13 protein-coding genes and 2 pseudogenes are annotated in these 14,700 nt (G+C 41.3%); 5 read left to right on the forward strand and 10 right to left on the reverse strand.

Features of this window, described 5'->3' with window-relative positions:
* Positions 1-107: 107 nt before the first annotated feature.
* Positions 108-245 (forward strand): small acid-soluble spore protein P, encoded by a 138-nt coding sequence (locus AM506_RS08385; protein WP_060672042.1) that lies wholly within the window; start codon positions 108-110, stop codon positions 243-245.
* Positions 246-287: 42 nt separating this feature from the next.
* On the opposite strand, the gene selA is transcribed toward AM506_RS08385, so the two are convergent.
* Positions 288-1,730, reverse strand: coding sequence for an L-seryl-tRNA(Sec) selenium transferase (gene selA, locus AM506_RS08390; protein ID WP_327205527.1), 1,443 nt, complete (start codon positions 1,728-1,730; stop codon positions 288-290).
* A gap of 70 nt (positions 1,731-1,800) precedes the next feature.
* On the opposite strand from selA, the gene AM506_RS08395 reads away from it, so the two are divergent.
* On the forward strand, positions 1,801-2,193 hold the full coding sequence (locus AM506_RS08395) for an Hsp20/alpha crystallin family protein (RefSeq protein WP_060672043.1): 393 nt from the start codon (positions 1,801-1,803) through the stop codon (positions 2,191-2,193).
* A 62-nt stretch (positions 2,194-2,255) separates the two neighbouring features.
* Here the strand turns inward: AM506_RS08395 and AM506_RS23420 are convergent.
* Positions 2,256-2,441, reverse strand: a pseudogene (locus AM506_RS23420) (Rdx family protein); the annotation flags it as partial.
* Positions 2,442-2,672: 231 nt separating this feature from the next.
* Between AM506_RS23420 and selD the strand changes: the two are divergent.
* Positions 2,673-3,725, forward strand: coding sequence for a selenide, water dikinase SelD (selD, locus tag AM506_RS08400; RefSeq protein ID WP_082386281.1), 1,053 nt, complete (start codon positions 2,673-2,675; stop codon positions 3,723-3,725).
* A gap of 32 nt (positions 3,726-3,757) precedes the next feature.
* Here the strand turns inward: selD and AM506_RS08405 are convergent, their stop codons facing one another.
* The 5 genes and pseudogenes from AM506_RS08405 to AM506_RS08425 form a co-directional block, all read right to left on the reverse strand.
* Positions 3,758-5,998: an AAA domain-containing protein gene (locus tag AM506_RS08405; protein ID WP_060672045.1), complete on the reverse strand. Its 2,241-nt coding sequence runs from the start codon at positions 5,996-5,998 to the stop codon at positions 3,758-3,760.
* Positions 5,999-6,145: 147 nt separating this feature from the next.
* Positions 6,146-7,441 (reverse strand): globin-coupled sensor protein, encoded by a 1,296-nt coding sequence (locus tag AM506_RS08410; RefSeq protein WP_060672046.1) that lies wholly within the window; start codon positions 7,439-7,441, stop codon positions 6,146-6,148.
* A gap of 130 nt (positions 7,442-7,571) precedes the next feature.
* Positions 7,572-8,207: a lytic transglycosylase domain-containing protein gene (locus AM506_RS08415; RefSeq protein ID WP_082386283.1), complete on the reverse strand. Its 636-nt coding sequence runs from the start codon at positions 8,205-8,207 to the stop codon at positions 7,572-7,574.
* Positions 8,208-8,365: 158 nt separating this feature from the next.
* Positions 8,366-8,446 (reverse strand): annotated as a pseudogene (locus AM506_RS23120) (YjcZ family sporulation protein); the annotation flags it as partial.
* A gap of 291 nt (positions 8,447-8,737) precedes the next feature.
* Positions 8,738-10,267 (reverse strand): glycine betaine uptake BCCT transporter, encoded by a 1,530-nt coding sequence (locus AM506_RS08425; RefSeq protein ID WP_060672048.1) that lies wholly within the window; start codon positions 10,265-10,267, stop codon positions 8,738-8,740.
* A 575-nt stretch (positions 10,268-10,842) separates the two neighbouring features.
* Between AM506_RS08425 and AM506_RS23310 the strand changes: the two genes are divergently transcribed.
* Positions 10,843-10,965 (forward strand): hypothetical protein, encoded by a 123-nt coding sequence (locus tag AM506_RS23310; protein WP_268788384.1) that lies wholly within the window; start codon positions 10,843-10,845, stop codon positions 10,963-10,965.
* A gap of 55 nt (positions 10,966-11,020) precedes the next feature.
* On the opposite strand, the gene AM506_RS23395 is transcribed toward AM506_RS23310, so the two are convergent.
* On the reverse strand, positions 11,021-11,593 hold the full coding sequence (locus AM506_RS23395) for a 3D domain-containing protein (protein WP_060672049.1): 573 nt from the start codon (positions 11,591-11,593) through the stop codon (positions 11,021-11,023).
* Positions 11,594-11,888: 295 nt separating this feature from the next.
* Positions 11,889-12,701 carry a 3D domain-containing protein gene (locus AM506_RS08435; RefSeq protein WP_060672050.1) on the reverse strand — a complete coding sequence of 271 codons (813 nt, stop codon included), beginning with the start codon at positions 12,699-12,701 and terminating at the stop codon, positions 11,889-11,891.
* A 404-nt stretch (positions 12,702-13,105) separates the two neighbouring features.
* On the opposite strand from AM506_RS08435, the gene AM506_RS22970 reads away from it, so the two are divergent.
* Complete coding sequence (locus tag AM506_RS22970; RefSeq protein WP_200908428.1) at positions 13,106-13,261, forward strand: hypothetical protein; 156 nt, start codon at positions 13,106-13,108, stop codon at positions 13,259-13,261.
* A 46-nt stretch (positions 13,262-13,307) separates the two neighbouring features.
* Here AM506_RS22970 and AM506_RS08440 read toward each other — a convergent pair whose 3' ends face one another.
* A complete protein-coding gene (locus tag AM506_RS08440; protein WP_060672051.1) occupies positions 13,308-14,594 on the reverse strand; it encodes a globin-coupled sensor protein in 1,287 nt (428 codons plus the stop codon).
* Positions 14,595-14,700 lie beyond the last annotated feature (106 nt).

The raw sequence follows: 14,700 nt of genomic DNA on the forward strand, positions 1-14,700 counted from the left end.
CCTTATTCAGAAATTAGCTTCTTTAGTTTAACCAAAACATGAAGAACCTATACCTATGAATAAACGATCCATCAACTTAGCATGCTAAAGATTAGGAGGGATGATACATGAACAAAAATGATGGCAAGGATATGCGTAAAAATGCTCCGAAACAATCAGGACAACAGGAGCCTTTAAGTGGTTCACATAAAGTGAAGAATCGTAATCATACCCGTCAAAAAAATAATAGTCACCATGATATGTAAGAGATTTGAGGGAGTGCCGGCGCTTTATGCCTGCACTCCCTTTCAGTCTGTTCCCTGTATGTTCTTTAAAGCGTGGAGGATTTCCATCTGTTCGTCCATGGAAACGGTCCTTAGATCTAAAAGGGCGACATTGTCCTGAATCCTTGTAAGTATGGAAGGCTTTCCCTTTCTGAGCTTTTCATGAACGTCCTGTGATGAAAAAAGAGGATGTGAGACTGCGACAAGGTAAGTGCCTAATTCAACATCCGGCATCGTTCCTCCCCCGATCTGACTTTGTCCTTCAATGATGGATGAGGTGTAACCGATCCCGAGTCCCTGGACATCCTCCACGAACTTCCGGGACTGATGCAGGATTTCTTCTTTGGGCCGGGTGATGGCTCTGATGGTTGGATTCTTCTCTTGTTCCTCCCCTTTTATGTATTGTAATAGAGTCATTTCCAGCGCTGCCAGTGTCATCTTATCGACCCTGAGGACCCGGGCAAGCTGATGCTTCTTTAATTGATCGATCAAACCCTTTTGTCCTGCAATGATTCCGGCCTGAGGTCCCCCTAATAATTTGTCTCCACTGAATGAGACGATGTCTGCCCCTTTATCAAGCACTGACTTAACCATAGGCTCATTTACGATTCCCAGTCGGGTGAAATCGTAAAGAGCGCCGCTTCCTAAATCTTCATAATAATGGACATTGGAATGCATGCGGGATAATTCAGCAAGTTCTTCCGTCTGTACAGTAGCAGTAAATCCTTTTATGACAAAATTACTTTGATGAACCTTCATGATCATCCTTGTTTCATCGTTCACCGCTTCGTCATAGTCTTTTAAATGGGTCTTGTTTGTTGTGCCTACCTCATGAAGGAGAGCGCCGCTTTCTTCCATGATAGAAGAGATCCGAAATGATCCGCCGATCTCCACCAGTTCTCCCCTTGAAACAATCACTTCTTTTTGCTTGGCAAGAGCAGTAAGGATAAGAAAAACGGCTGCTGCATTATTATTGACAACCATGGCTGCTTCCGCCCCGGTCAATTCACAAATGAGCCTCTCTGCATGACTATGCCTCGAACCCCTGACACCTTCATCGATGTCATATTCCAGATTGTTGTAATGACAAGATGCAGCCATGACATGGTTCATCGTTTCCTGACCTAACCGTGCCCGCCCCAGGTTCGTATGTAAGATGGTTCCCGTTGCGTTTATGATCCTCCTGAGAGACAGGGAATGGAATTTGCGAGTCAATACGTCAGTTTGACCAACCACCTCATCAATGAAATCTGTTGAAGATGGATGAGGTCCGTCCCAGTCTTCATTCAGTATGGACGCCCTGCAAATCGAGATCACCTGTTTCAAGAGGTCCGTCCCTCTTTCCATTGAAAGGTGGTGATGATGGAGGAAAGTATGGAATTGGTTGGTTTGCTGCAGTTCGTGTATGGATGGAATGTGCCTGACAAGATGGTTCATGATGTTTGCCCCTTCTTTCTTTTCCCTCATTATAACACCCTCACCATTTATAGTAGAGAGAATACAATATGTAAAAGATGTTGTTGGGGGTCAGGTGTAAATGAGTAAGGATAAGGAGGATTTCTATTTAGAGAATTGGGAGGAGAGTATGAAGGATTGGTTATTGGATCCTGCAACGGTTCAATTGGATGAACAAGAATTTCGTGTGGATTTTCTTGATACGACGGAATCGTTCATAGTGGAGATCGAGACAGAAAATATTTGTCCCGAAGAATTGATTATTAAGAAGAAGGATACTCAATTGTTGGTATTGATCATGCTGAAAGACGAAAGTAAAATCAGAAAACGCTCCATTCGTTTTCCTTTCTGCTTAAAACAGCGTGCCATCACCTATTCCATTGAGCATCATACAATTGAAATCAATGTGCCTAAAAAGGAATGTTCCACCCCCTCATCCATCGTGATTCGAGTTCAGGGATTATCGAATGAATAACCGTCATTCTTTAAATAGAAGAAAAGGTCATCAGCATGTGCTGATGACCTTTTCTACGGGTTTTATTGAGATTCAATGATCGAAATGGTCTCTTTGATATCAGGAAAAACACCCTTATCGAGTTTGGAGTAAATCTTTTTCCCGTCCATTGTAATTTCGAATGCCCCTCCAGAGGACGGTATTAACGTCAGTTCCTTCAAATCGGATCTGAAATGGTTGAATAACTGTTCCGCGAAACTCGCGGCTTTAGGTGCATAGTTTCACATCATACAGAATTCAATCGTCATCTTAACTTCTTTCATCAAAATCATCCCCCTCCACAGATCGTTTTCTACTTGTATGTTCATTTTATTATAGGGAAAATACTTGTGCAAATATTCAGTTCTCTCCTACATTTCTATTTCTCCTTACTTCTCCTTTGCTCGATTGTATTTTTATCCTGTACAATGGATTTATTCATACATAAAGAGGTGAAAAGAATGAGCAAGGAAGAGATCATCCGCTTAACAGAACTTTCTTCTAAAGCTGGCTGAGGCTGTAAACTTAGTCCTAGTGACTTGACGCAAGTTTTGCGTCAACTACCTCCTCAACCATTTACGAAAGAATTATTAGTAGGGAATGAATCATCCGATGACGGCGGCATCTATCAGCTGACTGATGACCTTGCCATGGTACAAACGGTTGACTATTTCACGCCGATTGTGGACGACCCTTACCAATTCGGTCAAATTGCTGCAGCAAATGCTCTAAGTGATGTGTATGCGATGGGTGGAACGCCGAAAACGGTTTTAAACATTGTAGGCTTCCCCATTAAAAAGCTTGGAAGCGAGATGCTTGCCGCTATCCTTAAAGGAGCACAAAGCAAAGTGATCGAAGCCGGTGCCGTGACCGTGGGAGGTCATTCCATTGACGATCAAGAACCTAAATTCGGTCTTAGTGTGACCGGAATCGTTCATCCGAAAAAGTATTGGACCAATACCGGTGCACAAGAACGGGACGTCATTGTATTGACAAAACCGTTGGGTGTAGGGATCCTGACAACCGGTATCAAACGAAAGGCTGTGACTCCTGCACAGGAAGCGGCTGTAATCGAGGTTATGAGCATGCTGAATAAAACGGCCGCTGAATCGCTGATGAAATTTCATCCGAATGCTGTGACCGATGTGACAGGGTTTGGATTGATGGGACATGCATTTGAAATGGCTAAAGGCAGTCACGTATCAATTGAATTCTCTTATTCCTCCATCCCTCTTTTAGAAGGGACGAAAGAATTAGCAGATCAGGGAGTGATTCCTGGGGGATCGAAAGCGAACGCTACTTGGCTTCAAGACATGGTGCATTATGATGAGTGTCTTACCCAGGAAGACCGTTGGATCCTCTCAGATGCCATCACTTCCGGAGGCTTGCTCGTCAGTCTGCCTCTTTCCGAGGGGCAAAAATATGTAGAAGAACTTCAGCGCCACTCCATCCCGGCAAAAATCATTGGTCATGTCCGACCACAGCAAACATGGAGTATAAATGTAGAAAAATAAAAAACGGTGATCCCTTTGAGCAACTAAGCAGCTTAAAGGGACACCGTTTTTTGTTCTTCAATCATTTTGAAGAATTGGCGGGTAATTTTTTTGGATAAGATTCTTACCTGGAAAGGAAATCGATTTGATTTCTTTGTAAATGAATTGAACCAGATTATTTTTTCATCGAATGCGATGAAGGGTATCGAGGTGGTGGATTTTTTCATTTTGACCATTGAAGAGGACTGTGAAACACTGCCTGTTTGACTGAAAATCGTCACCTGTTTATCCTCTGCTGCGATTTGTAAGGCGCACATCATATCGTTTGGGATCTCTTTTAAATCCTGGACGTTCACCATGATTTGAGATTTGGCAGCTGCTATATCTTTATCCAGCTTAAGATGGTCATCGATTCTGAACCACTTCATTTTCTTTGTAGAAGTTGGAGCGAGTGAAGCGCTCGTTTCGCTATGGGCTTCCTGCTGAAGATGAGAAATGAATTGATGGACAGGTTTAGAAGGATGAGTCTTTTCCCGTATGAAATGATCATTCCCCACTAAAATAAACTTCCCCTTGGCGCGGGTGACGGCTACGTTGATCAGCCTCTCGCTGCCTTTCCGGGTAATCAACGTACCAGGGCCTCCATGGGATTCCCCATCGACTAAATCAAACAGAATCATATCATTTTCCGACCCTTGAAAGCCATGGACCGTGGCGGCGTATAGGTTGGCTGAAGGAGAAATACCCTTTACCAGTTCATCCAGTAAGAGGTTATACCATTTGGCTTGGGCACGGTACGGGGTCACGATTCCAATCGAAAGTAACCCATCGCGTATGGACTGAAGAGTCAGCTGGATCGTGACTAAGCTTGACAACAGATTCCACCTTGATCCTTTTTGGGTTTCCGCCCACTCCGTCCCTTCTCTCAGGGAAAATAGTACCGCTCCATGGGACGGAAAAGGTTTTTTATTTGTGATGACTTCCCGAATCGTCTGGACCGTATGATGGTCCCCCACCCTTGAATGGTAGATGTATCGATTGGTGAATGCCGAAATGCTCGGGTGCATCCTCCGTTGTTCCGGAAGTAATAAGAGATGGGGATGATCCACCCCTTTCTCGACGGCTCCTGCCACTCCCGCTGCATGAAAGATGTCTTCCTTCAGCCACTTGGCTGCCAGGGGATGAAAGGAAGTTGAAATGGGTGGAAGCTGTTTGAAATCGCCACATATAATGATTTTCTTCCCGAGGGACGCAGCGAAGGCCACTTGAGGTATATAGGCCATGCTTGCCTCGTCAACAATCACTAAGTCGAACTCCTGTTCATACAAAAGTCGGTCAATGGCCGCCTTTGAAAGGGTTGTCCCGATCACCTTAGCCTCTGAGATCAGCTCACCTTCCCTTCTCTTGAACGTTTCCTTGATTTTTTGATAGTGGACTTCAAGATGGGACAGTCTCTCTGAATCGTAGGAAGAATAGGCTCTCGACAGTTTGTTTTTTAACCTTCTTCTGTACTTTTCTACCTTCCCTTTTTCCTCTGAAAGAGCCGGGTCCTGTTGTTCCAGTAATTGAAGAGCGCTTAAATCCGATACGTCTTCGCTATAGGTTTTCCTGCTTGTACCATACCGGATCACCTCTCCAGGAATCCAACGGTCATGGCTGCTTAGAAAATAATGCATTTCTTCGATTAATACATCCACTGCTGCATTACTATGGGAGAGAAGCAGTACTCTCTTCCCTTCTGAATAATGATAAGCTGCCGCTCTTGCCAAGGTATAAGTCTTTCCTGTTCCTGGTGGTCCCCACAGGTACGTAACGGGATTATACTTACTTCTCACATAAACTTCATGCAATGGTGTTTTGTATTCGTATTCAGGATGTCTTTGAGGCATTTCCGGAAACATCACCTCCTGAATGCGCTTGGTTTTCCCATGGCGTTCCCCCGCTTCATCCAACCGTTCCATCAGCTTCTCAAGGATATCCCATGGCTCGTAAAGGATCTGTCCGTATGGGACTGTATCCCCAAGGAACTGATCAAGCTCTATGATACATTCCCGTTCTTCTGAATTAATCACGATCCCTTGGGTTGAAGAATGCTTCCGTTTAAATATGACGCTTCCCCCTTCAGGTAGCGAAGCGGGATAGTAAAGAGTGAACCAATAAATATAGGCGCCTTCTTCTTTTCGGATGCATCTACCCTCTTCGATGAGGATCCCATTCGTTTCCCGTTTTTTCAACTGCAGGATCTCCATATCCAACGCAGATTTCCACTCTTCTATCATGTCTGTTGTTTTCATTTCAATCACCTTTGCCATACGATAAAAATTCAAGACCTTTATCATAACAATTAATGTGAGAGGTGTACATGGATATTACCGTGAAAGAACCTTTTTGAAACATTCTGTAAAAAAAGAACCGATTCACTGAATCGGTTCGTCTCCTTATTACAATTCTGCTGTTAATTGACTCAATTGATCTGCAGAAATTGATAAATGGGAAATGGCGTTAGAAATCTCTTCCACTGATAGGGAAATCTCTTTCATCTCTTTCTCTACTTTCTCGCTTTGGCTCTTCGAGGAATCAATGGATTCTACTATTTCATGAAAGAAAATATGAGCTCTACTTGTAGAGTCCATCCCCTTTTTAGCAGTCTCTTCAACTGAAATAATATAATCAGAAATTTTATCCACCTGTGATTTCGTCCCGTTGATTAGACTGGAGACATTGGTGACGGATTTTTTTGTCTGCTCGGAAAGTTTTCGTACTTCTTCGGCTACTACAGCAAACCCTTTCCCATGTTCCCCTGCACGGGCCGCTTCTATACTGGCATTTAGAGAAAGTAAATTCGTTTGCTCTGCAATGGTTTGTACGATGGACACGATATCGAATATTTGGTTCGAAATATGTTGTAATTGATCGATTTCCTTCAGCATTTCTCTCATGTCAGAAAGAATTTTACTCATATGGTCTTTCTGAACGTCCATATTATCCTTTCCTTCGATTGAAAAATGACTAATTTTTTCAATTGATTGAGTTCCTTGGAACGACAATAAGCTAACCTCACTCATTTTTGCATTTATTGAATCTAAAGAAGCCATTGATTCTTCTGATATAGCCGTTAAACCGGTAGTCGCTTCACGGACATTATCATTCATCTTTTCTTTTAAACGTTGAGATTCTGCTCTGACACCTTCGATTTCATCTTCATATGCTTCTAAAACCAATTGCTGCTCCAAGTTTAATATCTTAGTGAAGGCATTAATCACTTTGTTGTAATCATCTATATGCGTAAAGTGACGGTACATCACTCTAAAAATGGTGGTTTGAAGGTTTTGAAAAGAAGCAATGTACCATTTTGTGGGAAGTCCTATATGTATATGCATCTTAGCGATTTTTCTGCGTTTTTCAATGAATGGTTGATCGATGATACCGTTTGTCAATTCAATGACATGGATTGACAGTGTATGTTTTAAACGATCAATAGAGCTGTATTTTTCAATAATCTCCAATAAAGTGGGGTTATTTTCAATTGGATTATAAAAGCCATCAATAATTTCTTTAATATTCTCCACTAGATAAGATTTGGTGGAAGATAATACAGCTAAATCCTCATTGGACAACTGAATCATACTTAATTGTCTTATTACATCTTGTGAAACTTCGATTCTTACTTCCGATAACATTGATTCTTCATTTAGTCTGTTATTTTCTTTGTGTTTTAACCTATTTTTTAATAGCAATATGTGTACTCCTCATCATAATCAATAATTAGAATAAAAATCCTTTTATGGAAATCTTGCGTACATACTATAACAAAAAAACACCCTCATGAGTATGGGTGTTTATAGAAAAATGTGACAGAAATAAGAATTACATAGGTTTACTTTCTTCGCTCTCTTCCACGAATCGGTCAGCATAATAGAGGACATCTTCTACATATTGTTCGCTGTGGTTGTATGCAAATACGGCTTGTTCGAGGTTTCCTTCAGCAGCTCCGTTATGAGCCAGATAGTTGGCGGCACTGAATATGGCGTCCTCAATCTGAAAAGGATCGGCTTTTCCATCCCCGTTTGCATCAACGCCATATCCGCCATATTTCTCAATGACGGCAGGGTCCGTTTTTTCTTCTGAAGGGATATCCCCTTTTCCGAATCCCGAACAACTTGGGTGGGACCAGCCCACAAAGGTACAGGGCATAAACTGCATGTGGCCCTCTGCCCCCGCTGGAGAGACGAGAGACTTCATGGTGGAGAATTTCGTTTCAACCCTGTGGTGGGCAGCTAGAAGATACCAGGGTACTCCGTATTCTGCTTCAGCTGCCTTATAGATGGGGATATATTCAGAGGGGATCTCATCTTTTCCAATGGATGAGAGGTTAAATGGTGGGTCATCATAATTGAGGGCATAATAAATAGCTAAAATGATGATGGGGATGAGAAGCATTCTTAAGGGTGATGATGGCTTTCTTTTACTGGACTGCTTTTTTCTTGCCTGTTTTTTTGTCATTGTAGTCGAGATCCTTTACAAGGTTATGGCTGCACCTTGTATTCTAATATGAGAATTCAATTATGACAATCCATTATGTATTAAAATATATAAAAAAGATGCCCCTAAGCAGAAGGCTCTCTGCTTTTAAGGGACATCTATCCATTATCTATTTAATGTTAACAAACAAACGCTGCTCCAACGATAATTAATAGGATGAACAGAACTACGATTAACGCAAATCCACCAGCGTAGCCACCACCGTAGCCACCACCGCAGCCACCACCGTAGCCGTATCCAGGGTATCCATATCCATACATCATCAGTCACCTCCAGTTATCTTACTACGATATTAATGTATGTAGTGGACAAAATGTAGGTTAATTAAAATCATCAGGTACTTTCTATCCTGGTTCTGTAAACGGCTTGAATTTCGCATGAATAAAGGCATTCTAAAAAATAAATGAAAGAAAAAATGAGTAAAAAGTCTAGTCGAACCTTATTAAGTCATAAATAAAGCGCCTGGAAACCTCCAGGCGCTTTTAAGTCGTTTACATATGTTCTCTAGGTTCTTTCGTTTTTCTCGGCTTAGGTTTAATGTATAAGCCAAGTTCCTTTTTCTCCTGATTCAGTGACTTGTACAGTGAAATCATCATGAGTGCCATGATCACCGAGAATGGCAATGCTGCGACGATCAATGCATTCTGTAAAGCCTGTAACCCTCCGCTGTATAGTAAAATTAATGCCACTGTAGACTGTGCAAGTCCCCATGTTAATTTTACATAGTTTGGCGGGGTTAATGAACCATAGGTCGTTTGCATCCCCAATACGAATGTAGCTGAGTCAGCAGATGTAATAAAGAACGTTCCAATCAGTGTGATGGCAATCACCGAAAGAATCGTTGACCATTCAAATCCGTTAAAGACAGCAAACAGAACCTCTTCCGTTTTCAAATCTGATAAAGCAGCACCGGCCTGTTGCACTTCAATCGCTGAAGTACCAAAGACAGCGAACCAAAAGAAGCTGACAAGAGCAGGTAACAGCAATACCCCGATCAGGAATTCACGAATCGTTCTTCCTCTGGAGACACGTGCGATGAAGATACCAACGAATGGTGACCAGGAAATCCACCATGCCCAGTAGAAAATGGTCCAACCATTGATCCATGAGCGGTGCTCTTCATTTAATGGAGCGATCCTGAAGCTCATTGCGGCGATATTTTGAATATAAGCCCCAATGGTATCAGTGAACATATTAAGGATTAATAAAGTAGGTCCAATAAAGAATACAAGTACGAGAAGTAATACAGCGAGTACCATATTTGTATTGGATAAGTATTTGATCCCTTTGCTCAACCCTGACCATGCAGAAATCATGAACAGGACGGTTACGATCCCGATGATGATTGCCTGGACTGTGAAGTTATTTGGAATATCGAGCAGATAAGATAGTCCTCCATTAATCTGTGCCGCTCCGAACCCAAGGGTTGTTGCCACCCCAACTACCGTTGCGAATACAGCCAGGACATCGATGATTGTTCCGAGTGGGCCATTCATCTTATCGCCGAAAATCGGTTTCAATGTCGCTGAGATTAAACCCGGTTCATCTTTACGGAATTTAGAGTATGCAAGTGCTAAAGCGACGATCGCATAGATCCCCCATGCGTGAATCCCCCAGTGGAAGAACGTATAACGCATCGATTCCTTGATCGCAAGGTCAGTTCCCCCTTCTGCCGTTGGCGGGGTCATATAGTGAGACAGCGGTTCTGCTGCCCCCCAGAATACTAAACCAATTCCCATTCCTGCACTAAACAACATGGCAAACCATGTTCCTCTTGTATATTCAGGCTTTTCATCCGGTTTTCCTAATCGAATCGTTCCCATGGGACTAAAGATTAAGAACACACAGAAGATGACAATCACTGTAACTAAAATAAGATAATACCAACCAAAAGTTGAAGTGATAAATGTTTGCATTTTTGCTGTTACGTTTTCAAATGATTTTGGTGCGATTGCTCCATAAGCAACGGAAGCAATAACCAAAATGACGGTAATCCAGAAAACATTTGATATTCTCTTCATAAAATTCTCCTTTCCATATTCTGTTTTGTTTGTTTCAACTCTTTTTCTGAATGGAGGGGAACAACAGTGGGATTCGAGGTGTTGATCAAACGTATGTACACCTACTGAAAGCCCCCTTCATGTTGAAAGAGTCTCAGTTAATGCAAATGGGAAAATGTGCATTCTGAGGATGAGGGAATGATTACTTATTACCTATTCCCTTGTCACTCTCATATAAAACCAACATTTGTTACCCTATCAGAAAGAAGTTTAACTTTGCAAGTGATAACCATCAATATTTTTATTAGTCTTTGTCATTTTAGCGTTTTCATTCCAATTCTTTTTTAAGGATTTCTCCTTTCACAAAGAACTTTTTAATGAAAAAGATTTGGAAATAAAAGCGTTGTGAAAACGGGTTGCTTGATGGTCCTGTGGAAATGTCCCTGCTAGTTTAAATATAGAAGGAACATGTATTTACAGTTGAATTTTAAAAGTGATATCAAAAAGGATGAATTGGAAGTTTTGGATGATTTTCGCATGGTGAAGTGTAATTAGTGGGGGAATATAATAACGAATCATGATAAGGAGGCATTCCAATGAAAAATAAAAATAATCAATCACAGCATGAAGCTGCAAAAAAATTGGCACAACAACAGATGGGTGAAGAAATCGAATTGAAATCCATTGCTCCATCCGCAAGAAAAAAAGGAAAAAACTAAAGGAATAAGTCAATAGATGAAAAAAGGACGCCTTTACCGGCGCCCTTTTCATCATCTATTCTTTGATGATTTTAACTTTCACATCTCTTACCCCATATTGGAGGGCATCTTTTTCTTTTTCCATATAGATATCGATGCGGTTACCTTTGATGGCTCCACCGGTATCTTCTGCACGGGCATAACCGTACCCTTCAATATATACCTTGGATCCTAGAGGAATGACCTTTGGATCGACAGCGATGACTCTCGCATCAGGGTTCTCAATCAGGTCTACCCCTGTCTTCGTAATACCGATACAACCTTCACAATGAGCAGTATAAGCAGTTGCTTTGATATCTATTTCTTTCACAACGTTATCAGCTTCTTGATCAGTGGTCTTTGCTGCCTTCACTTCTTGCTTCTCTTCTGAATCCTTATTCGCAGAATACCCTTCTTCTAACAATTGATTGCGTGTGCCGACCTCGTCGACGGAAACATGATATCGATTGGCAATTTCCCAGAGGATATCGCCTTCTTCTATATTATGATAATCATTGATAGCAGTATCATTACTCTCTGCAGAAGCAGAGGCAAGTCCGATTGAAAGAAAAACTGCGAAGGAAATAATGGAAAATAAACCTTTTTTCATCTTGTCAAATTCCTCCTTTTGTGTTTGGTCATTGACCAACAGTTGAAATAGTAACATAGACTTACCTCAGAAACATAACAAACTGTTTATAAACCAATAACAATTAGATGACAATCATGTAATATTTCTTCTATTCAGTCGACTGGGGTGTACTTAATCCTATGTATTTCTTGTAAAGGGAAAAATTGAAAAATAATGAGGGGGAAAATATGAATTGGGAGTTTGATGATGAAGCGCTATCCGGCGATAAAACAAAAAAACCACTGAGAAGCAAGTCTCAGTGGTTTAGAATCTATTATTTTGTTTCTAGAATTTTTACGTTTACTGTTTTTCTGCCAAAATCAACGGCTTGGTCCTTTGATGGAATGAAAACATCAATTCGGTTTCCTTTGATTGCTCCGCCAGTGTCTGCTGCAGTAGCGTAGCCGTAGCCTTCAACATATACTTTTGATCCAAGTGGGATGACATTAGGATCTACTGCAATTACTTTAGCATCCGGGTTTTCTTTTAGATTCACACCAGTAGCTGTTGTACCTGAACAACCTTCACAATCGGCTGTATAGGCAGTTGCTTCCACTGTAATTTCATTCACTGCTTTTTCTTCGGCAGCAGGTTCAGCTTGTGCAGGTTTTGCTTCCGCTGTTTCCGCTGCAGGTGCTTCAGCTTCTGGAGCTACTTCTGCTTTTTGTTCTGGAGCAGGCGCTTCTGCCTTCTCAGAAGTATGTGCAGTAGCTGAAGGTGCTTTATCGTCTAAGTTGATGACTAATTCTTGTCCAGGGACAATCAGGTCACTTTCAAGTGCGTTCCATCCTACTAAGCTGTCGACTGAAATGCCATATAGGGAAGAAATCCCCCAAAGAGTGTCACCTTTTTTAACTGTATAGTATTCCTTTGAAGAAACCTGTAATTCCTGATCAGGATAAATGATGGATGAACCTAAGTTGTTCCATGTCATGAGTTGATCAACAGATGTTCCGTATTCTTTTGCAAGTCCCCATAAAGTGTCGCCTTTTTTTACTTCTATGTCTTGTGCTGAAGCGCTAGCTCCACCAGACACTGCTAGAGTTGTAAATGCAGCCACAGAAATAATCGATTTTTTTAGTTTCATTGAAAAATTCCTCCTTATGTAGCTAGCGGTTTATTTATTTTTGCTAACAGGGAAAATACTAACATAGTAAAATCTCAATTCAATAACAGGAACTTTAACATCGTGCGTCAAGAATATTTCACTACTGTAATAGAAAGCGATTTCCTGTATAAACTATCATGTAGAGGAATACTATGGAAAAAAGATTAGAATAATATAGATATAGAGGATATATATGGGATTAATAGATGGTGGGTATTCGCCCTTGGTTAAATGACTTTTTGGACAGACAAGGCCACTTAGCGTCAGAATATAATTGAAGAAAACGCATTTATTAGCGGATTGTGACGATTTTTCCTTAACAAGCTTGTCTGTTCCCTCTATACTATAAAAAGAAGAATGCTTTGTATTGGAGGTATATTGGAATGGAAAATCAAGAAGAGAATGTAGTCCTTTATAAAGATGATCCCGACGAGCATAGTGGTCGTTGCGAGTGTGGAAATAATATTTTCAAATCAAGGGTACTGGATGGGAAGTTTTATCGTAAGTGCCAGGAATGCGGGAAAACCAAAATCGTATAGCGGGAAAGAAAAGGGAAACCGGTTGAATCCGGTTTCCCTTTTCTTTCTATTTGTTTATTTTCTGAATGATCGTGGAAGCAAATTGAACCAACTCGTCTGTTGTATGATTGATCTTCTTAATTGCCTCTACGATATGATTTAATTCTGATTGGTTTCGTTTAAACATATCCATGTAGTTTTCCATTTCCATCTGGACCGTCATGATCCCGCTTTGAACATCCCCGATTTCCTTCCGTGAGTTTTCGGTCAGGTCTGTCATGTTGCGAACTCGATTTGAGACAACTCCGATTTGCTTATTGCTTTCATTCACCAACTGATGAATGGATGTACTGAGTTCTTTGGAGTCTTCGGCAAGCTTCCTTACCTCCGATGCAACGACTGCAAATCCCCTGCCTTCATTACCTGCACGAGCTGCTTCAATGGATGCATTCAATGCCAGCAGATTTGTCTGCTCGGCGATTTGCTGGATTGAGTTGGAGAGAGGCGTGATTTGCTCTGCAATGTTCTTAACGCCCTGAATCTCATTTAGGAGCGTGTTGATTTGCTCTGTAATGACACCAAAGCTTTCTATCATGTGATCCGTTTGGTCTTTATTCATTTTTGAGAGTTGAAGAAGATTTTTGCTGCTTTTCTCTGTATTTTCCGATTCAGCCCGTATGCTTTCAGCTTTTTGGGCAGTCTCATTCAGGCTTTGTTCCGTTTGACTGAGAGATGAACCCAGTTCGGTATTCATATTGAGCATTTCCAGTTGCAGTGCCTGATTTTCCTCATGCAGTGTTTCAAGCTCATCCATCCTGCTCTGAATATAGTATTCTGAAACGATGCTTGCATCCAAATGGATACCATGATCGATCGCTACAAGTACAGATGCAAGCTTGGAAGGTTCGTTTTGGAACAGTTCCACAATCTTCGGGATCAGTAAATGTTGGATAGTGGTGTACGTCGATATAAACCAATCGATTGTAACGCCATTCCGGTTATGGGTTTTCCCCATCCGCTCCCTCATGGAAAAATACTCGTCATTCAGCTCTCCTGAAAATAAAGAACGGAAGTAATCGTTGAAAACGGCTTTTAGTCGCTCTCTGCTTGAATGGTTCTCGGCAATCTCCACTAAACTTGGATGCTTGTATAAGTGATCGAGTACAGTATCGAGCAGAGAATCAGAAATTTGATCGTATACGGGTAGGATTTCTTTTAATTCCTGTAAATGGTGCTCCTGAAACTGCATGTAATGGAGCCTTTCATTCAGTTTCTGATCGTTTAGGACAATCACATTTGATTGGGGTACCACTACAGGTTCAGTTTTCGGTTTTCTTGAAAATAATACAGCCATTATGGGGGTGCCTCCGATAAGAATGTTATTTATTGGTCGTTATGTATAAATTTTGTACAACCTCAATATCTTTACTTTACCCCAACTTTTTTCCTATGACAATCAT

Origin of the sequence: Rossellomorea vietnamensis (genome assembly GCF_001305855.1) — a bacterium.
Taxonomy (GTDB): domain Bacteria; phylum Bacillota; class Bacilli; order Bacillales; family Bacillaceae_B; genus Rossellomorea; species Rossellomorea vietnamensis_A.